The organism is Plesiomonas sp., from assembly GCF_051650925.1.
Lineage (GTDB): Bacteria > Pseudomonadota > Gammaproteobacteria > Enterobacterales > CAMTGL01 > Plesiomonas.
In genome coordinates, this window is record NZ_JBOFRH010000409.1 from 19,341 (window position 1) to 40,449 (window position 21,109).

At 45.9% G+C, this 21,109-nt stretch carries 19 protein-coding genes and 10 tRNA genes; 6 read left to right on the forward strand and 23 right to left on the reverse strand.

The annotated features are described in order from the left end of the window. Nucleotides 1-115: 115 nt before the first annotated feature. Genes ACRC27_RS09540 through sdhC form a run of 4 tightly spaced genes read right to left on the reverse strand, consistent with a single transcriptional unit; the run spans nucleotide 116 to nucleotide 3,356 of the window. The gene (locus ACRC27_RS09540) at nucleotides 116-835 is read right to left on the reverse strand and encodes a succinate dehydrogenase iron-sulfur subunit (protein WP_438630313.1); all 720 of its coding nucleotides are present in this window, start codon (nucleotides 833-835) and stop codon (nucleotides 116-118) included. A gap of 23 nt (nucleotides 836-858) precedes the next feature. Further along, nucleotides 859-2,625 (reverse strand): succinate dehydrogenase flavoprotein subunit, encoded by a 1,767-nt coding sequence (gene sdhA, locus ACRC27_RS09545; RefSeq protein ID WP_438630311.1) that lies wholly within the window; start codon nucleotides 2,623-2,625, stop codon nucleotides 859-861. Further along, nucleotides 2,626-2,973: a succinate dehydrogenase membrane anchor subunit gene (gene sdhD, locus ACRC27_RS09550; RefSeq protein WP_438622096.1), complete on the reverse strand. Its 348-nt coding sequence runs from the start codon at nucleotides 2,971-2,973 to the stop codon at nucleotides 2,626-2,628. It lies immediately after the preceding gene. Beyond that, a complete protein-coding gene (gene sdhC, locus ACRC27_RS09555) occupies nucleotides 2,967-3,356 on the reverse strand; it encodes a succinate dehydrogenase cytochrome b556 subunit (protein ID WP_438639775.1) in 390 nt (129 codons plus the stop codon). The genes sdhD and sdhC overlap by 7 nt, the downstream gene beginning before the upstream one ends. 620 nt (nucleotides 3,357-3,976) lie before the next feature. Between sdhC and ACRC27_RS09560 the strand changes: the two genes are divergently transcribed. Beyond that, nucleotides 3,977-5,266, forward strand: coding sequence for a citrate synthase (locus tag ACRC27_RS09560; protein WP_438622097.1), 1,290 nt, complete (start codon nucleotides 3,977-3,979; stop codon nucleotides 5,264-5,266). 304 nt (nucleotides 5,267-5,570) lie between these two features. Here ACRC27_RS09560 and phbB read toward each other — a convergent pair whose 3' ends face one another. The 7 genes from phbB to seqA all read right to left on the reverse strand — a co-directional run bounded on the left by phbB (nucleotide 5,571) and on the right by seqA (nucleotide 13,170). After that, nucleotides 5,571-6,317: an acetoacetyl-CoA reductase gene (phbB, locus tag ACRC27_RS09565; protein WP_438622098.1), complete on the reverse strand. Its 747-nt coding sequence runs from the start codon at nucleotides 6,315-6,317 to the stop codon at nucleotides 5,571-5,573. Between the two features lie 406 nt (nucleotides 6,318-6,723). After that, nucleotides 6,724-7,485 carry a Nif3-like dinuclear metal center hexameric protein gene (locus ACRC27_RS09570; protein ID WP_438622119.1) on the reverse strand — a complete coding sequence of 254 codons (762 nt, stop codon included), beginning with the start codon at nucleotides 7,483-7,485 and terminating at the stop codon, nucleotides 6,724-6,726. Nucleotides 7,486-7,624: 139 nt separating this feature from the next. Beyond that, the gene (phrB, locus tag ACRC27_RS09575; RefSeq protein WP_438639771.1) at nucleotides 7,625-9,058 is read right to left on the reverse strand and encodes a deoxyribodipyrimidine photo-lyase; all 1,434 of its coding nucleotides are present in this window, start codon (nucleotides 9,056-9,058) and stop codon (nucleotides 7,625-7,627) included. 165 nt (nucleotides 9,059-9,223) lie between these two features. Next, entirely contained in the window at nucleotides 9,224-10,174 is a 951-nt protein-coding gene (locus tag ACRC27_RS09580) for a YbgA family protein (protein WP_438639772.1), read from the reverse strand. Between the two features lie 279 nt (nucleotides 10,175-10,453). Then, complete coding sequence (locus tag ACRC27_RS09585) at nucleotides 10,454-10,654, reverse strand: DUF2517 family protein (RefSeq protein WP_438622101.1); 201 nt, start codon at nucleotides 10,652-10,654, stop codon at nucleotides 10,454-10,456. A gap of 322 nt (nucleotides 10,655-10,976) precedes the next feature. After that, nucleotides 10,977-12,623 carry a phosphoglucomutase (alpha-D-glucose-1,6-bisphosphate-dependent) gene (gene pgm / locus ACRC27_RS09590; protein ID WP_438639773.1) on the reverse strand — a complete coding sequence of 549 codons (1,647 nt, stop codon included), beginning with the start codon at nucleotides 12,621-12,623 and terminating at the stop codon, nucleotides 10,977-10,979. A 25-nt stretch (nucleotides 12,624-12,648) separates the two neighbouring features. Beyond that, the gene (seqA, locus tag ACRC27_RS09595) at nucleotides 12,649-13,170 is read right to left on the reverse strand and encodes a replication initiation negative regulator SeqA (protein ID WP_438622103.1); all 522 of its coding nucleotides are present in this window, start codon (nucleotides 13,168-13,170) and stop codon (nucleotides 12,649-12,651) included. Between the two features lie 89 nt (nucleotides 13,171-13,259). On the opposite strand from seqA, the gene ACRC27_RS09600 reads away from it, so the two are divergent. The 5 genes from ACRC27_RS09600 to ubiF all read left to right on the forward strand — a co-directional run bounded on the left by ACRC27_RS09600 (nucleotide 13,260) and on the right by ubiF (nucleotide 16,559). Beyond that, nucleotides 13,260-14,024 (forward strand): alpha/beta fold hydrolase, encoded by a 765-nt coding sequence (locus ACRC27_RS09600; protein ID WP_438622104.1) that lies wholly within the window; start codon nucleotides 13,260-13,262, stop codon nucleotides 14,022-14,024. Between the two features lie 76 nt (nucleotides 14,025-14,100). Then, nucleotides 14,101-14,307: a DUF2788 domain-containing protein gene (locus ACRC27_RS09605; protein WP_438622105.1), complete on the forward strand. Its 207-nt coding sequence runs from the start codon at nucleotides 14,101-14,103 to the stop codon at nucleotides 14,305-14,307. Nucleotides 14,308-14,337: 30 nt separating this feature from the next. Then, a complete protein-coding gene (ybfE, locus tag ACRC27_RS09610; RefSeq protein ID WP_438622106.1) occupies nucleotides 14,338-14,652 on the forward strand; it encodes a LexA regulated protein in 315 nt (104 codons plus the stop codon). A 17-nt stretch (nucleotides 14,653-14,669) separates the two neighbouring features. Then, a complete protein-coding gene (fldA, locus tag ACRC27_RS09615) occupies nucleotides 14,670-15,197 on the forward strand; it encodes a flavodoxin FldA (RefSeq protein ID WP_438622107.1) in 528 nt (175 codons plus the stop codon). Between the two features lie 141 nt (nucleotides 15,198-15,338). After that, nucleotides 15,339-16,559 (forward strand): 3-demethoxyubiquinol 3-hydroxylase, encoded by a 1,221-nt coding sequence (gene ubiF / locus ACRC27_RS09620; protein WP_438639776.1) that lies wholly within the window; start codon nucleotides 15,339-15,341, stop codon nucleotides 16,557-16,559. A 276-nt stretch (nucleotides 16,560-16,835) separates the two neighbouring features. On the opposite strand, the gene ACRC27_RS09625 is transcribed toward ubiF, so the two are convergent. The 12 genes from ACRC27_RS09625 to ACRC27_RS09680 all read right to left on the reverse strand — a co-directional run. Further along, a tRNA-Gln gene (locus ACRC27_RS09625) sits at nucleotides 16,836-16,910 on the reverse strand. Between the two features lie 26 nt (nucleotides 16,911-16,936). Beyond that, nucleotides 16,937-17,011 (reverse strand) — tRNA-Gln (locus ACRC27_RS09630). Nucleotides 17,012-17,036: 25 nt separating this feature from the next. Then, a tRNA-Leu gene (locus ACRC27_RS09635) sits at nucleotides 17,037-17,121 on the reverse strand. A 13-nt stretch (nucleotides 17,122-17,134) separates the two neighbouring features. Beyond that, nucleotides 17,135-17,211 (reverse strand) — tRNA-Met (locus tag ACRC27_RS09640). A 31-nt stretch (nucleotides 17,212-17,242) separates the two neighbouring features. After that, nucleotides 17,243-17,317 (reverse strand) — tRNA-Gln (locus ACRC27_RS09645). Between the two features lie 21 nt (nucleotides 17,318-17,338). After that, a tRNA-Gln gene (locus ACRC27_RS09650) sits at nucleotides 17,339-17,413 on the reverse strand. 19 nt (nucleotides 17,414-17,432) lie between these two features. Further along, nucleotides 17,433-17,509 (reverse strand) — tRNA-Met (locus ACRC27_RS09655). An 83-nt stretch (nucleotides 17,510-17,592) separates the two neighbouring features. Then, a tRNA-Gln gene (locus tag ACRC27_RS09660) sits at nucleotides 17,593-17,667 on the reverse strand. A 41-nt stretch (nucleotides 17,668-17,708) separates the two neighbouring features. Next, a tRNA-Leu gene (locus ACRC27_RS09665) sits at nucleotides 17,709-17,793 on the reverse strand. A gap of 7 nt (nucleotides 17,794-17,800) precedes the next feature. After that, nucleotides 17,801-17,877: transfer RNA gene (locus tag ACRC27_RS09670), tRNA-Met, on the reverse strand. 290 nt (nucleotides 17,878-18,167) lie between these two features. Beyond that, the gene (asnB, locus tag ACRC27_RS09675) at nucleotides 18,168-19,835 is read right to left on the reverse strand and encodes an asparagine synthase B (RefSeq protein ID WP_438622108.1); all 1,668 of its coding nucleotides are present in this window, start codon (nucleotides 19,833-19,835) and stop codon (nucleotides 18,168-18,170) included. A gap of 176 nt (nucleotides 19,836-20,011) precedes the next feature. After that, the coding region (locus tag ACRC27_RS09680) for an NAD-binding protein (protein ID WP_438639774.1) at nucleotides 20,012-21,109 on the reverse strand (1,098 nt) is incomplete at its 5' end.

Genomic DNA, 21,109 nt, shown 5'->3' on the forward strand with positions numbered 1-21,109 from the left:
TTTTATATCAGTGTTTCACACCGCGCTGCTGTATCTGCTCTACACCCCATTAACATACCGTTAATAGGGTGTGAAATGTCAGAACTCAGCCACAAATTATTCAAAAAGTGAACAATTAGACCGCTCGGCTCAGAAGCATCGATTTAATATGCCCGATAGCTTTTGTCGGATTCAACCCCTTAGGGCAAACATTAACGCAATTCATAATGCCATGGCAGCGGAAAACACTAAAAGCATCATCTAATTCAGATAAACGTTCCGATGTGGCGGTATCTCGGCTATCAATCAGAAAACGGTACGCAGCTAACAACCCTGCAGGGCCGACAAATTTATCCGGATTCCACCAAAATGACGGGCAGGATGTAGAGCAGCAAGCGCATAAAATACACTCATACAGCCCGTCAAGATGTTCACGCTCTTCAGGCATCTGAATAAATTCACGCTCTGGCGGTTGCTTGCCATCATTAATCAGATACGGTTTGATTTTTTCATACTGTGTATAGAACTGAGTCATATCAACAATCAGATCACGCACTACGGGTAATCCTGGCAGAGGGCGTATCACTACTTTACCCTGCGAAGATCCCGTTAATGCCGACAGCGGTGTAATACAGGCCAACCCGTTTTTACCATTCATGTTGATGCCATCAGAACCACACACACCCTCACGGCAAGAGCGACGGAATGACAGTGTCGGATCGCTCTCTTTTAACTTAATAAGCGCATCGAGTACCATCATATCGCGCCCCTCTTCTGTCTCAAGGGTCAGATCCTGCATATAAGGCGCATTATCTGTTTCTGGATTATAGCGATACACTGAAAAATGAACGTTCATTCAGTAAATTCCTTATCCCTGACTTAATAAGTACGCGCTTTTGGTGGAAATGCCGGACGTAAATGCGGTTCCATGTTGACCTGACGGCGACTCATCGTATCAGTGACAGGGTTGTACAGGGTATGGCATAGCCACTGGCTGTCATCTCTGTCAGGAAAATCAAAGCGGCTATGTGCCCCCCGGCTTTCTGTACGGAAGTTTGCCGCTACTGCGGTGGCATAAGCCGTATCCATCAGGTTATCTAGCTCTAAACACTCTACTCGCTGGGTATTAAAGTCAGGCGATGTATCATCTAGCCGTGCAGATTGTAGACGTTCACGGATGGTTTTTAACTCTGCTAGCCCCTCGGCCATCGCATCGCCCTCACGGAATACCGAGAAATTACGTTGCATACAGCTTTGCAGGTCTTTACGAATCTGAACAGGATCTTCGCCTTGGCGGGTATTATTCCAGCGATTAACTCGGCTCAAGGAGGCTTCAATATCAGACTCGCTAGCTTCGCGTGCTTCGGCAGCCGCCGCTAGAGTCTCACCAAGGTGTAACCCGGTAGCTCGGCCAAAAACCACAAGATCTAGCAGGGAGTTTCCGCCCAAACGGTTAGCGCCATGTACCGATACACAGGCTATTTCACCGACAGCAAACAAACCTTGAATATCATAGTCAGTGCCATCAGCATGTTGGCCTAACGCCTGCCCGCTGACCTGTGTTGGAATTCCCCCCATCATATAGTGACAGGTTGGGATAACCGGTACAGGCTCATGAACCGGATCAACATGCGCAAAGGTGCGTGAAAGTTCACAAATACCCGGTAAGCGTGACTCGAGCACCTCTTTACCCAGATGATCGAGCTTCAATTTAATATGCGGCCCCCACGGGCCTTCGCAGCCACGGCCTTCGCGAATCTCAATCATCATTGAGCGAGCAACTACATCACGCCCAGCCAGATCTTTGGCATTCGGTGCGTAACGCTCCATAAAGCGTTCGCCATCTTTGTTTAACAGATAACCGCCCTCTCCGCGGCAGCCTTCTGTGACTAAGACTCCGGCACCAGCAATACCTGTTGGGTGGAATTGCCACATTTCCATATCTTGAAGAGGAACGCCTGCACGTACAGCCATGCCAACGCCATCTCCGGTATTGATATGTGCATTGGTTGTAGAGGCAAAAATCCGCCCAGCACCACCGGTTGCAAGTACGGTTGCCTTGGCTTTGAAATAGACGGTTTCACCTGTTTCAAGGCAAATTGCAGTACATCCTAAAATCACACCATCTTGGTTTTTAACCAGATCAAGGGCATACCATTCAGAGAAAATTGTGGTTTTATTTTTTATATTCTGCTGATACAGCGTGTGCAACAAGGCATGGCCTGTACGATCTGCGGCTGCCGCCGTACGAGCGGCTTGCTCACCACCAAAGTTGCGTGATTGGCCACCAAATGGGCGCTGATAAACCCGACCATTATCAAAACGGGAAAATGGTAAACCCATATTTTCCAGCTCTAAAATAGCTTCTGGGCCAGTTTTACACATGTATTCAATAGCATCTTGGTCACCAATGTAATCAGACCCTTTAACGGTGTCATACATGTGCCATTCCCAGTTGTCTTCATGGGCATTACCCAGTGCAACTGTAATTCCGCCTTGTGCAGAAACCGTGTGTGAACGCGTTGGAAAAACTTTAGAAATCAACGCACAGGTTAGGCCTGACTGTGAGATTTGTAGCGCAGCACGCATGCCCGCTCCACCTGCACCGATCACGACAGCATCAAATTGTTTCGTTGCAATCTTCACTTAAACACCCCACACAATAACAGCAGTTGCAATGACATAAACCAACAGAACAATCACTACAGCAAATTGCAGTGTTAAGCGTAACGCCAGAGGTTTGATGTAATCAGTCAGCACTTGCCATAGACCAATCCATGCATGTACCAGTACCGATAGCACGGCCAAGAGTGTAAAAACCTGCGTGACACCGAACGAGAAAAAGCCTTTCCAGATACCGTAGGTAATCTCTGGTGCAGAGACGATAAAACCCAGCAAATACAGGATGTACAGCGTCATGATAATTGCAGTAGCGCGCAATAACAGCCAGTCATGTACTCCACTGCGGCCAAACGCGGTTGCATTCGTTACCATACCAATACTCCTGCCAACAGTGATAAAACGGCGGTGATAATAAAAGCGATTTTTGCAGTACGGCTGGCAGCAACAAGGCTCTCTTCGCCATATCCCATATCAGCCAGTAAATGGCGAATACCACCGACCACATGGTAAGCCAGTGCAGTTAGCATGCCCCACAAAATCAGTTTGACGAAAAAAGAGTCGGTAATAGCGCGGGCACTCTCAAAACCCAGCTCAGACGAGAGCGAAAGCGAGAGCAACCACAGAAGTATGCCAAGAGAGATGAAGGTAATAACACCGCTGACCCGATGAAGAATAGAGGCGATTGCGGTAATCGGGAAGCTGATCGTTTTCAGATCGAGATTAACAGGTCTTTGCTTATTCACGGTTCTGCCCATGCCGCTCCATTGTGAGCTCGGTTTGTTTTCCTTATTAACCTTCATGCTACTCAACATTACCGGCTGAACCGTCTGCCTCAGTATTGCTCTGTATCACTGCCTGATTATGTTGTTATAAAGTTATGTAACGCTATAACAACGTAAGCAACGACATGACGGCATTTATAGACGACGTGTCGGCTTTGTAGCACGGGCAATCATACGCATAAAACAAACTTAATTTACAGTTCGGTAACATCTTCATTAGCTTGAAGACCTGTGCGCAGTATACTTTTCGCAACAAGGCATTACAATTCCAGAAAAGAGTTGTTAATAAGTTTTAAACAAACTATGAGACATAGACCGTGTTTTATTATCAAATGAAATATAACAAACAAAATTGACATGTATCATCATGGTCGGTTACAAAATACGCACCAAAAATGCTGCTAATGTGCAAAGTTCAACCAGATACCTCTTTTCCTACTCGTGAACTTGTGCAACATTGGCAAGAGCAATTCAAACTAGCTGGGGTGAACGGCGGCACAGTAGTACCACATGATTCGATACACCCTACGTCACTCTATTTTTAGGCTAGATTCTGCATCGGGATTCAAAAAATAAGAGCAAAGGAGAATGTTATGGCAGAACAAAAAGTCACTCTGCAATTGAGCGACAATGAGTCTATTGATTTACCCGTTTACAAAGGTACGCTGGGTAATGATGTAGTCGATGTTCGCCCGCTAGGGACGCGCGGCTTGTTTACTTTCGATCCCGGTTTTATGTCTACTGCCGCATGTGAATCGAAAATCACCTACATTGATGGCGATCTAGGGGTGCTGCTGCACCGCGGTTTTCCGATTGACCAGTTAGCAAACAAATCTGACTATCTCGAAGTTTGCTACATTCTGCTATACGGCGAAGCGCCAACCAAAACCCAGTATGAGAACTTTTTACATACTGTAAAACGCCATACTATGGTGCATGAGCAATTATCCAGCTTCTATCATGGGTTCCGTCGTGATGCTCACCCAATGGCGGTGATGTGTGGTGTCAGTGGTGCGTTGGCAGCGTTTTATCATGATTCATTAGATATCAACAATGATGAACACCGGGCTATTGCTGCGTTCCGCTTGTTATCCAAAATGCCAACGCTGGCTGCAATGTGTTACAAATACTCTATTGGTCAGCCTTTTATTTATCCACGCAATGATCTCTCTTATGCGGCAAATTTCCTGTACATGATGTTTGCAACGCCGTGTGAAGAGTATGAAGTGAATCCGGTACTTGCCCGTGCAATGGATAAAATCCTGATTTTACATGCTGATCACGAGCAAAATGCCTCAACATCTACCGTTAGAACAGCCGGCTCTTCAGGAGCAAATCCGTTTGCTTGTATCGCAGCGGGTATCGCTTCTTTATGGGGGCCTGCTCACGGTGGGGCAAACGAAGCCTGTTTGAATATGCTGATGCAAATTGGCTCAGTTGATCGCATTCCTGAGTTTATTGCCAGAGCCAAAGACAAGAATGACCCTTTCCGCTTGATGGGTTTTGGTCATCGTGTGTATAAAAACTACGATCCGCGCGCCACTGTTATGCGTGATACATGTCATGAAGTACTAAAAACGTTGGATATCCGTGATCCTCTACTCGATGTAGCCATGGAGCTTGAGCGTATTGCACTATCAGACCCATACTTCGTTGAGAAAAAACTGTATCCGAACGTTGATTTCTATTCTGGCATTATTTTAAAAGCGATGGGTATTCCAACATCTATGTTTACGGTGATTTTTGCTATTGCCCGTACTGTAGGTTGGATTGCTCATTGGAATGAGATGCACAGTGAGGGAGCATTACGCATTGCCCGTCCACGCCAGTTGTACACCGGTGAAGCGCAGCGTGAGTTTAAATCAATGCATGAACGTGAATAGCTGAATAGCTGAATAGCTGAATAGCTGAATAGCTGAATAGCTGAATAGCTGAATAGCATAGATATTGTACTCAAATGCAGTGTGGTGATAACGCTCATAAATGCAAAGCTGTTTCTAAACGATATAACTGTGATGAAAAAATAACAGCTTTGCAGAAATAACGCCTCAAGCAACAGACCGAAAAAAGCCTCAATGCATTTACATTGAGGCTTTTCTTTTGGGTATCACTTTAGAACTCTGTTTATTTTATCTCTATCTTTACTTCTATTTTTGCAATTTTACGTGTGCCATTGATTGTGGCAGGTTAATCCATGTACTGGCCGCCGTTCATGGCTAAATTTGCACCGGTAATAAAACCCGCTTCAGGAGCTGCCAAGAACGCCACTGAACGGGCAACTTCACTTGCCTGGCCAAAGCGCTGTACCGGAATTTGCTTGCGGATACTTTCACGAATTGGCTCATCAATGGCCAAGATCATGTCTGTTTCAATATAACCAGGGGAGATGCAATTAACGGTGATCCCTTTTGATGCGGTTTCTTGTGCCAGTGATTTGCTAAAACCATACATCGCTGCTTTTGCTGCTGCATAGTTACACTGACCAAACTGCCCTTTTTGCCCGTTAATCGATGAAATATTGATAATACGGCCATACTGACGCTCAAGCATCGGATTAATAACGGCACGTGACAGGTTAAATACGCTGTCTAGGTTTACGGAGAGCACTTCATCCCATTGATTACGGCTCATTTTACGCAAAGTGCCATCGCGCGTGATACCGGCATTATTAACCAATACAGCTATCTGGCCGACGGTCTCTTCGATATCCAAAATCGTACGCTGACATACATCAAAATCACTGACATCAAATGCACGTAAAACAATATTGAGATTGTTTTGCTCTATTTCCTGCGCAAATTCACGCGCATTGCTACCTTCAAGACTGGTGCAACCTGCAATAACGGTAAAGCCCTCAACCGCCATGCGACGACAAATCTCACGCCCAATACCACCCGCACCACCAGTAACCAAACATACTTGCGACTTATCCATGAGCAAGCCCTCATCCGTGTATAGTGTAAAATAAACGTTAATTTCACTGCATTATCAATTCATTACCCAGATACTTTCGGTGATTAATCGGAAAATATCATGGGGTAACAAGATTGCGAACAATATTCTGAGACAACACGAAACATCATTTTCATGTTCAACATTCCCACCTGAAAATAAGCGGGATAAATGCAGAAAGCGTGCGTTATCTGACAATATTTTTCGCAACATGACCGTGCAATAAATAAATGATCAACAGTAATCATGCGAACTACTGCATGCTACTTACTGAATATTTCACTATAGTGACCGTATGCACAAGACTTTATATAAAAAGAGACTATGTAGCGCCTTCCTCTATACTAAAAAATAAAATTAGGCGCTAATTACTTGATTTATTGTTTAACTAGACGGGGTTTTCAATATCAATAAATGTAACCTGTAAACCGTATGCACTGTGCAGCCATTCACCAAGGGCTTTTACACCAAAACGCTCGGTAGCATGGTGGCCTGCTGCAAAAAAATGGATACCCATTTCGCGTGCCACGTGAATGGTTTGCTCAGAAGCTTCACCGGTGATAAATGCATCTACCCCCGCTTCTGCGGCCTGTTCAATGTAGCTCTGACCACCGCCAGTACACCAGGCTACGCGTTGGATCAGTGCCGGTGCATTATCACTGCTGCACTGCAACGGTGTACGCTGCAATACATGGGTGAGCCGCTCATTAAGTTGTTCAGGTGCTATCGGCAGGGTAAATTGGCCCTGTAGCGCAACTGAAAAACGGTTATCAGGCTCTAATCCACCGCTTACCTCAATACCAAGATGCTGGGCCAGTTGCGCGTTATTGCCTAAGACGGGGTGTACGTCGAGTGGCAAATGGTAGGCTAATAGGTTGATATCATTTAACAGTAAGGTTTTTAAACGCTGTTTTTTCATGCCTTTGATAACCGATGATTCATTTTTCCAGAAATAACCATGGTGTACGAGAATGGCATCAGCGTCTTGAGCTACCGCGGCATCAATCAAGGCCTGACTAGCTGTGACGCCAGTAATGATCCGTTTGATTTCAGAGCGGCCTTCTACTTGTAACCCGTTGGGACAGTAATCGCGAATCGCGTTGACACTAAGTTCACTGTTGAGTAGGCGTTCTAATTCAGTGTTTTTCATCATCATAGTGGGCTGTTATTACAGATAGGAAGTGTAGAAAGTTTGCATCATACCATGCTCAGTTTTTAACAAAATACGGAGCAAAACGGTAAATTTGTTAAATTTTACCGTTTGAGTTAAACCTTGAATTATTTATGGATCATGCTTTTGAAAACAGTTTTGCTTGCTCAAACGCTGCCAATGTCTCTTTACGGGCCAGAGTGTGATCAACAATTGGTAAAGGATATTCCAGTACAGTTTGTGTTTTCTCTGCCCACAGGTGCGGGGTATGAATAAATTTATCCGGTACGTTACTTAGTTCAGGCAGCCACTCGCGGATAAAATGGCCTTCTGGATCAAACCGCTGCCCTTGTGTGGTCGGATTAAAAATACGGAAATAAGGTGTGGAATCGGTACCGGTAGAGGCAGACCATTGCCACCCACCATTGTTAGCAGCAAGGTTGCCATCAATTAACTGTTGCATGAAATAACGCTCACCTAAACGCCAATCAAGCCGTAAATCTTTGGTGAAAAAGCTGGCGGTAATCATGCGTAAACGGTTGTGCATCCAGCCGGTGGCATTGAGTTGGCGCATAGCGGCGTCAACAATCGGATAGCCCGTATTTCCCTGTTGCCATGCGTTTAATAAGGTAGTGTCATCTCTCCATGGAACATGATCAGTCCAGATAATAAACGGCTGATAACGGCATAATTTCGGGTAAGCCACCAGCAAATGGTGGTAAAACTCTCGCCAAATCAGCTCATTTAGCCAGCTAAAACATCCCGTCCCTTCTCTGCTCCAGTCATCAGGATGTGCCAATCGCAACCGGTTGAGACACTGACGCGCTGAGAGTACGCCTGCACTTAAATAGGCTGATAAACGGCTGGTTGCTGGTAGTGCGGGAATATCACGCAACTGCTGATAATCAGGCGCATGTTGATGACAAAACAGACGTAAGCGCTGTAGTGCGGCCTTTTCTCCTGCCGGAAAAAAAGGATTGGTTTCACACGGATAGCTAAAAGGTTGTACGGTATCAGTAATCAGCGCATCCGCCTCAGATACAACACGTATGGCCGGTGCCGGTAAACATTGTGTATCGCAAGAGAAAAGCTGCGCGAGTAGAGCACGGCGAAATGGGGTAAAGACTTTAAACATCTCACCACAGGCAGTTTTTACCGTTCCAGGTATGGTTAATAACTGATCATCAAACGCATGGCACTGTACATTGGGTGTAAGCGCGTTGATCACTGCTGCATCACGCTGTTGCTCATTCCACTCATATTGACGGTTAAAAAACAGTGCATCAATACTGTTCTCTGTAACCACAGTTGCCAGTGCCGCCGGAACATCAGCAAAAGAGCCAACTTCACGATACAAAAAATGAATGTTCAATGTGGTCAGTTGTTCGGCAAGTTGTTCAACATTTTGCCGGATAAACTCAGCCTGACGCGGTGACATGGCATGCTCTACCCACTGCTTGGGGGTGGCAATAAACAGTGCAAAAACGTGTGCTTCCAGATCAGCACACGCGGCTGAAAGTGCGCGGTTATCGAGTGCGCGTAAATCATGCCTAAACCAGACCAAATGATTCATACAGGGGTATCATCCTATTCTATATTATTGATGATATTCATTAAGTATAGATGTACTGATAGGTAGAACGTTGAGAAGCAAAGATGATTTAATAAGGAGAACCGTATCGATAAAACGGGTTGTAAACCGATACGGTTAGGCTGATTTCGCTGCCACTCAGAGAGATTAACTGCCGTAACGAAGCAGTAGAGCTTCAGGATAGGGATCAAAATAGACTTGCTGCCCTAAATATTCATCAGGGTGCTCTTGCAGGTAATGGCGCAGCAAGGTTACGGGTGCAAGCAAGGGCTGTGTGCCTAAGCGGTAACGTTCAATCAAGCCGGAAAGCTCTGCACGTTGTTTTTCAGTGAGCTTCTCGGTGAAGTAGCCCTGAATATGATACAGCACATTGGTGTGATTACGGCGTGAGGCTCTGTAGGTGAGTGCAGCCATCAGTTTATTACGGTATTCAATCAACAATTGATCAAAAGGCATGGCATCAAGATCGGCAATCATTTTACCCAATGCACGATATTCGGCCTGATTATGCGCCAAAAGTAGCAATTTATAGCGGCTGTGAAATGCGACTAGCTTACCGCGCGTCATACCCGCAGCACAGTGCTGATTGTAATCATGTAGGGCAAAAATACGGGTAACGAAATTCTCGCGCAGCACCGGATCGTTTAAGCGTCCGTCTTCTTCTACCGGCAACCACGGCAGTTTTTCCATCAACGTACGGGTAAACATACCAATGCCACTTTTTTCTGCATTTTTGCCTTCGGCATCATACACTTTCACCCGCTCCATGCCGCAAGAGGGAGATTTGGCACAAACAATATAACCGCACAAATGACTCAGCTCAGGCACTTTATTCTGTGCAAATGTCAACATCGCATCAGTTACATCAATATCGTGCTGACTGCTACCTACCAGCCGAACGCCCTGTTCGGCGTGGATTAGCCGAATTGCGGGGCGTGGGCTCGGTAAACCAATCGCCATCTCTGGGCAAACGGGGTAATACCGCACGTACGGCTTTAAATCATCAGTCGCGAAAACCAGCCGTTTATGACCGCCATCAAACCGTACTTTTTCGCCCAGTGTACAGGCACTAATACCAATCGGGATTAATGTACTCATCGTCATACCTCCATGCAGACAACACTTTATTTCTCAATTTATACATTCAAAGCAGCTGGCTGCTTAACGATTTTATGAATAACCGCTGGGTATCAAAGCAGAGTATATACACTATGAAGGATATTTTTAGTCTGTATATTTAGTTTGATGCAAAATTGCAGGGTGATGCCGTTTTCCCATAAAAATTAGCCATAAAAAAAGCCTTCATAGCAATGAAGGCTTTTTCTGCTTTTACAACACAATGACTCAATAAGCACTGCGCTATAAATAAAAACGTTATTAATAAAAATCGCGGATGCTGCGCTCTGAGCTGGCTAACCAGACCGGCTTGCTGCTGGTTTTGCTCCAGACACGGTGTAAATAACTATAAAAACGAGCACGGTTAGGATGAAAAGCCATCACAGGCAATGCCAGAGAGCCTGCAACCAATACGCCAGTACGGCGCAGAAGAACCTGAGCAAGTGGAAACTTCTGGTACATAGAACACCCTCCAAACAAGAAATTATTCTTAATTTTATGAGGTTCAGTGTAATCAGTAATACGTAAGTTTACTACACATTTTTTAATCAATTTGTGCTGAAAGGCGGCAGTTATGGGCTATTTTCGTAATTATTTTACAAAAACAAACATAATAAAAACAATTTGGTAACGCAATAAAAAAAGCACACGTTCAAAAACAGTGTGCTTTTTATCTGTGCTAACTAACGGCTGCTTATTGCGTAATATTGGATAGATGACGATGACAGATATGCGCTAAAGCATGAATGTCTCGTCATCCCCCATAAGTACTGCCCTTTTCTCTTCAGGCCAGTGCTTCGGCTAAAATATTATCAATAATCTGCACAGCTTGTGCTTCAATCAGTTTTAGGTGCTCTTCATCCACAAAACTTTCACAGTAAATTTTGTAAATGTTTTCAGTACCCGATGGACGAGCAGCAAACCAGCCATTCTGAGTGACAATTTTTAACCCACCAATCGGGGCATTGTTACCCGGAGCATTGGTTAAACGGGCAATAATCGGATCACCAGCCAATGAGTCAGCGCTGACCATCTCCGGCGATAACCGACTTAAAATGGCTTTTTGTGCGCTATCAGCAACCGCCTGAATACGCGAATAGTAGGGTTGACCAAACTTTTCGGCCAACTGCGCGTAATGTTGTTGCGGATTTAAACCCGTGACTGCGGTAATTTCGGCAGCCAGCAGACACAAAATGATGCCATCTTTATCTGTTGACCACGCACTGCCATCAAAACGCAGGAATGATGCTCCGGCACTCTCTTCGCCGCCAAAACCAAGCCAGCCTTCATGCAGACCATCAACAAACCATTTAAAACCAACCGGCACTTCAACTAGCCGACGCCCTAAAGCAGCAACCACACGATCAATCATGGCACTTGAGACCAGTGTTTTACCCACACCAACGTCAGCATTCCACTGCGGACGATGGCTAAACAGGTAATCAATGGCAACGGCCAGATAGTGGTTTGGGTTCATTAAACCTGCAGGGGTGACGATACCATGACGGTCATAGTCAGGATCATTACCAAATGCCAGATCAAATTTATCCTTCAGTGCTAGCAAGCCAGCCATAGAGTACGGTGAGGAGCAATCCATACGGATAGCGCCATCTTTATCGAGCGGCATAAAACGGAAAGAGGGATCAATTTGATCATTAACCAGTGTGAGATCAAGCTGGTAGTGCTCTGCAATACGCTTCCAGTACTCGATCCCCGCTCCACCGAGTGGATCTACGCCAAGCTTCAAGCCAGCATTGCGGATAGCTTCCATATCGACGACGTTGCTCAGATCTTCGACATAAGCTTGTACCAGATCTTTTTGCAGCAAAAGCTCACTGTTCAACGCTTCGCTAAAGGGTATGCGACGCACATCTGCCAGATTATCAGCAATAAGATCATTGGCGCGCTGCTCAATGACTTTTGTAATATTGGTATCAGCAGGACCACCATTTGGCGGATTGTACTTAATACCACCGTCTTGCGGCGGATTATGGGAAGGTGTGATAACAATACCATCAGCCAACGCACCATTGGCATTGTTATGACACAGTATGGTGTAAGAGACTGCTGGTGTGGGGGTAAAGCCATTATTCTCTTGAACAATAACTTGCACACCATTGGCGATCAGCACTTCGATCACAGAGATAAATGCTGGTTCTGACAGGGCGTGAGTGTCTTTACCCACGATACACGGGCCTAAAATCCCCTGTTTAATCCTGACTTCAGCAATGGCTTGTGCAATAGCAAGAATGTGCGACTGATTAAAGCTGCAGTTCGCTGAGCTACCGCGATGACCCGATGTACCAAACTGAACGGCATGTGCAGGATTAGCAGCATCAGGCTGTAAAACATAGTATTCAGAAACAAGCTGACCGATATTGATCAGATCATCTTGCCGGGCTTGTTGCCCAGCCCGAGGATGAATTGCCATACGGCGTTACTCCCTAACGCTCAACTCAAATGGTGCTGCAAACTTTCTCTGTCAGCTCCAACGGAAACTGCATGCCACCCATGATCTGCTCGATCATCGCGCGTTTGCGGCCAGAATTAGTATTGGTGATAACCCAGTACGGTGTGTTCGGAATTGCTTTAGGTTTTGTATGTGTACCGTGCAGCAGCAGTGTTGCTTCATCTTCTGCAAAATAGACACGAGTACGACCACGCAACTCTTCACTTGCTGCGGTAAAACCCAGCGCATCGAGCGAGTATAAAAAAGAGAGGATCTGCATGAAGCGGCCAATAGCTTTGGTTTGTGCAGCATATTCATCTGATAACAAAAGCTCACGCACGGCACGTACACGATCTACAGCATTCTCTTTTCCCGCATCGCTGCTTACCACGATCCCTGGGCTACGTGGCTCAGTATTGGGTGACAAATTCAGCATGCGGCGTAAAATTTCAGAGGCACTCTCACCGATATGCTGAGTATGGCCTGCAATATAGCGGTACAGCTCTTCGTCTACTTCAATGATTTTCATGTCGATCCAATATCGTTCTCTTGCATGAATAACTGCGTGATTATACCTTCTCAGGCCATGATTCTCTATACACCAACTCGGTTTAGCTTATGATCAACTACAAACAACAGGGACAAGGTCCCACTTTAGTGCTAATTCATGGCCTGTTTGGCACGTTAGATAACTTAGGATTACTCGCACGTGATCTGGTTAAGGATCATCATATCGTACAAGTTGATCTTCGTAACCATGGACAGAGCTTTTTCAGTGATCAGATAAACTACCGCCTCATGGCCGATGATCTTATTGCCCTGCTCGATCATCTGAATATTCGTTCAGCCACCTTCATTGGCCACTCGATGGGGGGGAAAGTGGCCATGACGATCGCACAGACAGCTCCTGATCGCGTAGATCAGCTGGTTGTCTTAGATATGTCACCGGTTGATTATCAGGTTCGGCGTCACGATAACGTTTTTCGCGCTCTACATGCGGTCAGCCAAGCTAAACCGACGCGTCGCAGTGAGGCGGTCAACCTGATGCAACCTTTTTTAAAGGAGGAAGGTGTCATCTTATTTTTGCTAAAATCATTTGATGCTAATGCAGAAAGCCGCTGGCGTTTTAATGTGACCGCACTGGAAAACCAGTATGCCAACATTGTCGGCTGGCAAGACGGGCTGCCATGGCAAGGGCCTGTACTCTTTATTAAGGGCGAGTTATCACCCTATATTCAAGATCAGCACCGTGAACAGATTATGCGCCAATTTCCCGCAGCAAAAGCACATGTCATTGCAGGTACTGGCCATTGGCTGCATGCAGAAAAACCCGATGCCGTTCTGCGGGCAATTCGTCGCTTTTTGCTGACGGATTCCCGTTAACAGGGCGCAGACGCTATGATATAGTTCACGTCTATATTTGCCGGCAAAATGGAATTGCCACATGATTTATCGACACATGGAAACGCTTGAGGCTATCGGCCTTAACCTCTTTTTTATTGTCATCTTCTTTTTTATCGGAATGGCAATACAAGATGTGTTGAAACGTGGCAATGTACCTCCATTTGGCCGCCGCATTGTTTGGTTAGTTTTGTTTCTTGGCTGTGCGGGTTTTGTTGCCAAAGGTCTGATCCAGTTGCTCTGGGAGGGCGCTGGTGTTGGTTGAGTCTTCGCAAGAGCAGCACGTGTAGTTTAAATGGCAAAAGAGAATACAGACCGTACCACACTGGATTTATTTGCAGATGAACGCCGCCCTGGTCGGCCGAAAACAAACCCGCTGCCTCGCCATGAGCAGTTGCGCATCAATAAACGCAACCAACTTAAGCGGGATAAGTCAAAAGGGCTGCGCAGAATCGAGCTAAAAATCGACAGCCGAGTGGTAGCGGCATTAAATGAACTGGCTCACGATCATGCGTTGAGCCGCGGTGAATTAATCGAACGTATTTTGTTGGAAAGATTGGGTTTAGACGCGGCTGAGTTCGCACTTAATCATACTGACAGCACAAAATAGACATTAAGGTAGAGAGAATGGCAAGTGTAGGAATTTTCTTTGGCAGCGATACCGGCAATACCGAAAACATCGCCAAGATGATCCAAAAACAGCTTGGCAAACATCTGGTTGATGTCCGTGATATTGCCAAAAGCAGCAAAGAAGATATCAATAATTTTGATCTATTGCTGCTCGGTATCCCTACGTGGTATTACGGTGAAGCCCAGTGTGATTGGGATGATTTCTTCCCTACTCTTGAAGAAGTCGACTTTACCAATAAACTGGTTGCTATCTTCGGATGCGGTGATCAAGAAGACTATGCAGAGTACTTCTGTGATGCCATGGGAACGGTACGCGATATCGTTGAAGCACGTGGCGCAATACTCGTCGGGCAGTGGCCAACCGAGGGTTATCACTTTGAAGCGTCAAAAGCATTGAGTGATGACAAACATTTTGTCGGCCTGTGCATTGATGAAGACCGTCAGCCAGAATTAACGGCTCAACGTGTTGATGGCTGGGTCAAACAAGTTTATGAAGAGATGTGCTTAGCCGAACTTGATGACTAAGCCACCATCTGCGATAAAAAAGCCCGTTTTTACGGGTTTTTTTATACCCATGTACCTGCCATTCACAGCAGAAAAGATAAAAATTCGATAAACTCGCCCTATTGTTCAGAATATTCACTTAATCATCAGGTACTCACCATGATGCACAATGCCATTCACACTCCAGATGCCTCATCCACACAACAATCAGACACAGTCCAACCTGATTTACTGGTGGTGGGTGCCGGTATGGTCGGCGCTGCACTTGCACTCGGTGCTGCTCGTTTAGGCCTGCACGTTACGCTGATTGAACAAACCAAGCCACAACCGTGGGAGGCCGATGCTCTGCCTGACCTGCGTGTTTCGGCAATCAGTCTGGCCTCGATTAGCCTGCTTGAAAAACTTAATGTATGGCCGAGTATTCTAGCGATGCGCACTTGCCCATATCGCCACCTAGAAACCTGGGAGTGGGAAGGAGCAAGCACCCGCTTCTCAGCAAACGAGCTGAATATTGCCGAACTCGGGCATATCGTCGAAAACCGTCTGATTCAACTCGCACTGTGGCAAGCTCTGGAAACTGAACCTAATATCACCCTACTATGCCCGCAACATATTCGACACATGCACTCCACGCCAGCAGGTTGGCAAATCACACTGGATAACCAACAAATACTGCAACCCCGCTTATTAGTTGGCGCAGATGGTGCTCATTCGCACATAAGACAACAGGCACATATCGGGCTCACCGGTTGGCAATATCGGCAATCCTGCCTACTTATCAGCATTAAAACCGCACAGCCTCAGCAAGACATTACTTGGCAAAAATTCTACCCTACTGGCCCGCGTGCATTTTTACCGCTGCATGGAAATTATGGATCACTGGTGTGGTATGACAGCCCAAGCAAAATACAACAACTGGCCAAACTCAGCCCACAACAACTGCATGCGCAAATCAAGCAAGCCTTTCCCTCGCGGCTTGGTGAGTGTGAAGTGATCGCCTGCGGACACTTTCCGTTAGTCAGGCAACATGCCCAACACTATGTCCTTCCCGGATTAGCCATTATCGGTGATGCTGCACACACGATTAACCCGCTTGCAGGACAAGGTGTAAACCTCGGTTTTAAAGACGTTCAAGTGTTGCTTGAGGTGCTTGACAGTGCATTAGCGCACAAAGAAGATATTGCCAGTTTAAAGGTATTACAACGCTATGAGCGGCGGCGCAAGCCCGATAACCTGTTAATGCAGTCAGGAATGGATCTTTTCTACACGCTATTTAGTAATGAGCTAAAACCGGTACAACTGCTCAGAAACTTAAGCTTGCTGGTTGCGGATAAATCAGGCCCACTAAAACGTCAGGCATTAAAATACGCACTCGGCCTATAATGCCGACAAGTCATACAGAAGAAAAAAAGACAACGTGGATAACGGAATCAATAAATAATGGGTAAATACATGGCTGAATGCACCACATTCAGTCTGTTACTTATCCAGCACAGCCGGTTAATAACAGACAGCAAAAAGCCCGCTAATAAGCGGGCTTTTTTAGAGTCATTTTAATTCAATGTTATCGCTAACATTTTAGACTTTAGACATTAGTAATGCACTTTCCACAAAACAAAAAAATCATCTGGCTACAGTTAAGATAGCTGGCCAAAAAAATGGCTGGGGTGCCAGGATTCGAACCTGGGTATGGTGAGATCAAAACCCACTGCCTTACCGCTTGGCGACACCCCATCTGGGATTTTTTTGTTGCTAAAATATGGCTGGGGTGCCAGGATTCGAACCTGGGCATGGTGAGATCAAAACCCACTGCCTTACCGCTTGGCGACACCCCAATGGTGTAATACTAACTTAATATAATGGTGCGGAAGGTGGGACTTGAACCCACACACCTTGCGGCGCCAGAACCTAAATCTGGTGCGTATACCAATTTCGCCACTTCCGCAAAATCAAAATAATGGTGGCTATGACGGGATTCGAACCTGTGACCCCAGCATTATGAGTGCTGTGCTCTAACCAGCTGAGCTACATAGCCTACACGATATTTCTTTAACTCTTTTATTGAATGGCTGGGGTGCCAGGATTCGAACCTGGGTATGGTGAGATCAAAACCCACTGCCTTACCGCTTGGCGACACCCCATCTGGGCATTCAATATTAATTTGGCTGGGGTGCCAGGATTCGAACCTGGGCATGGTGAGATCAAAACCCACTGCCTTACCGCTTGGCGACACCCCAAATGGTGAATTTTCGTTAATGGTGGCTATGACGGGATTCGAACCTGTGACCCCAGCATTATGAGTGCTGTGCTCTAACCAGCTGAGCTACATAGCCATTCAATTTACGCAAATTCTGTTGTCTTAGATTAACCTTTTTACTGACTCAATACCTTTTAACAGATATTTCATCAGGAAAGATGGCTGGGGTGCCAGGATTCGAACCTGGGTATGGTGAGATCAAAACCCACTGCCTTACCGCTTGGCGACACCCCAATTATCTAAAACTGTGTTACTCAACAACCTTTAAAGCGATATGGTGCGGAAGGTGGGACTTGAACCCACACACCTTGCGGCGCCAGAACCTAAATCTGGTGCGTATACCAATTTCGCCACTTCCGCGAATTTATGGTGGCTATGACGGGATTCGAACCTGTGACCCCAGCATTATGAGTGCTGTGCTCTAACCAGCTGAGCTACATAGCCATCTCAAATTTCACATCACCTTATCGGCGTTGCGGGGCGCATTATGCGTATCCTAGCGAAAACCGTCAACCCTTTTTTATAACCAACTTTCCAATTTTGGACTGTTTGCTTGTCTTACAACCAGTTTGATGAAAAAAAAACAATAAAAGGTTAAATATTAATCGGTTATTCTGCCATGGTAGCAAAAACAGGGATAAATCAAAAGCAGCCAACAGCACCCTATATTCACTCAATGGTTTAGTGCTGTTGGTTATATATCAATGCAATATTAGATTTATTCCCGCTATTGCCTAACCTTTGTACGCATCGACGTGAACACCGGCTACGGCACGGCCTGAAGGATCGGCCATATTTTTAAATGCCGCATCCCATTCAATCGCTTTTGCTGATGAACACGCAACTGAAGGGCCTCCCGGAACACACTCAGCAGCACTCGGCTGTGGGAACAGCTCTTCAAAAATCACTCGATAAGCATAAGCTTCTTTCGTTGAAGGGGTGTTATACGGGAAACGAAAATGTGCAGTTTCCATTTGTTGCTCTGTTATCTGCGCTTCGGCCTGTGCTTTTAACGAATCAATCCAGCTGTACCCTACACCGTCAGAGAATTGCTCTTTTTGCCGCCATGCAATACTGCTCGGCAAATAACCCTCAAAACATTCACGAATAATATGCTTTTCAATTTTACCGTTACCGCACATTTTATCTTGTGGGTTGATACGCATAGCAACATCAAGAAAACGCTTATCAAGGAAAGGCACGCGCGCTTCCACACCCCAAGCAGCCATGGCTTTATTAGCACGCGCACAATCAAACATGTGCAATGCGGCCAGTTTACGCACCGTTTCATCGTGCAACTCTCGGGCATTCGGCGCTTTGTGGAAATAGAGATATCCACCAAACACCTCATCTGAACCTTCACCCGACAGTACCATTTTAATGCCCATTGCTTTAATTTTTCGGGCCATCAGATACATCGGGGTAGACGCTCTGATCGTGGTGACATCGTAAGTTTCAATGTGATAGATAACATCACGAATGGCATCTAGCCCCTCTTGTACCGTAAAGTGAATTTCATGGTGGACCGTACCTAGATGATTAGCCACTTCACGCGCCGCAATCAAGTCAGGTGAACCTTTTAACCCTACAGCAAACGAGTGCAACTGAGGCCACCATGCTTCGCTCTGCTCATTATCTTCAATACGGCGGGCGGCAAATTTTTTGGTGATTGCAGAGACCACTGATGAATCTAACCCACCTGACAGCAGTACGCCGTACGGAACATCTGACATCAAATGGCTTTTTACTGCCTCTTCAAAGGCCTCTTTTAATTCCACTTTATCAGTATGGTTCTCTTTGACGTTGTCATATTCCATCCAATCACGCTGGTAATACTGGCGGATTTGACCGTCTTTGCTCCACAAAAATGATCCTGCCGGAAACTCTTTAATGGTTCGGCAAACCGGCACTAATGCTTTCATTTCTGAGGCAACATAGAGGTTACCGAACTCGTCATGCCCCATATACAGAGGGATAATCCCCATATGGTCACGGCCAATCAGGTAGGCATCTTGCTTTTCATCGTACAGAACAAATGCGAACATGCCGTAGAGATCGTCAAGAAACTCAGGGCCTTTTTCCTGATATAGCGCCAGAATCACTTCGCAATCAGACTCTGTTTGAAACGCATAATCAGGCAGAGCATCACGCAAGGTTTTATGGTTATAAATTTCACCGTTTACCGCCAGAATATGGCTTTTATCTGCGTTAAATAGCGGTTGCGCGCCATTATTCACATCAACAATGGCTAAACGCTCATGCACTAAAATGGCTTTATCGGTGGCATACACACCCGACCAGTCGGGGCCGCGATGACGCAGTAATTTTGAGAGTTCCAGCGCTTTTTTACGCAACTCTGACGGGTCTGATTTGAGATCTAAAATACCGAAAATGGAACACATACGCTCTTTCCTTGCTCGTAATAGTGTTGATCTGCCGAGGAGCAACATCATGGTTGCTGCAATCAGCGTCCTGCTAATAATTTGTTTATTCAATGTGCCAATGCGTGAATTTTTTGCAAGCATTTTGCGAAAAAAAAGCCCAGTAAAGAGAATACTGGGCAGATATCTGCGAATACCTACATATTATGCAAGCGTACGGCGGGGATTTTTGTTATATCGTCATCAAAACGGTTGAGCAGTTGGTCGGTATTTAAGTGCGTAATGACATGACGAGCAAAACCGCTGCCAGCTTCGTTATAAATATTAAATGCCGCATCAACTCCTGACTCTGCCAATGTGTTAATTTCATCTTGATATTCAGCAATCGCGGCAATTCGCCCGTTAAAATGGCGGTGTTGCAAATGGGCCAGAGCAAAATGATTTCCCTGCCAATGCGGCATAGCCAGTAAAATCAGGCGAACATTACCACGCGGGCGGATACGCTCCCAAAAATCAGGGTCTGTGGCATCACCTTGAATCACGTTTTTACCGGCATCACGGTGCTTTGATACCGTTTCAGGGTTCGATTCAACCCCGAGTAAGATATCGCCATAACGCTCACGCAGCTCATCGTATGCGCCCGTACCGATTCTCCCCATCCCTAAAATAAGCACTTTGGCTTGTGCCGGATCAATCAAACGATCATCAGGATGCAGCTGCCGATTCTCATCCGGTTTTGCTTTTGCACGCAAATAGGTATAAATACGATCAGTTTGCCGGTTGATTGGGGCAGCGATTAAGAAAGAGAGCGCGGTACTCAAGGCCAGTACCACCAGCCAATGGCTGCTGATTAAGCCCTGTTTCACGGCAATTCCGCCTACAATCAAGCTAAATTCGCTGTAGTTACACAGATTCACGGCTAATTGCAGGCTGGTGCGAATTCGAAAACGAAATAGGCGGGCAATGGCGTAATATAATCCAGCTTTGAGCGGTAAAAACAGCACCAGCAGTAGCGCCATTCCCAGCCCTTCCCACGTTGGGCTCTCTTCCAACCCAATATTAAGAAAAAAGCAGATCAGGAAAAGCTCTTTTAAATTAAACAGTGATTTTGACAGCTCTGAAGCGCGCGAATGCCCCGCCAGCAACATGCCTAATACCAGCGCACCTAAATCGGGTTTCAACCCGCACAGGCTAAATAAACCAGCCCCCAGAATAAGGGCAAAGAAAATCCCCCCGAGTACCAGAAGTTCATCATGGCCTAATTTATCAAGAATACGAAACATCAGTGGGCGGCA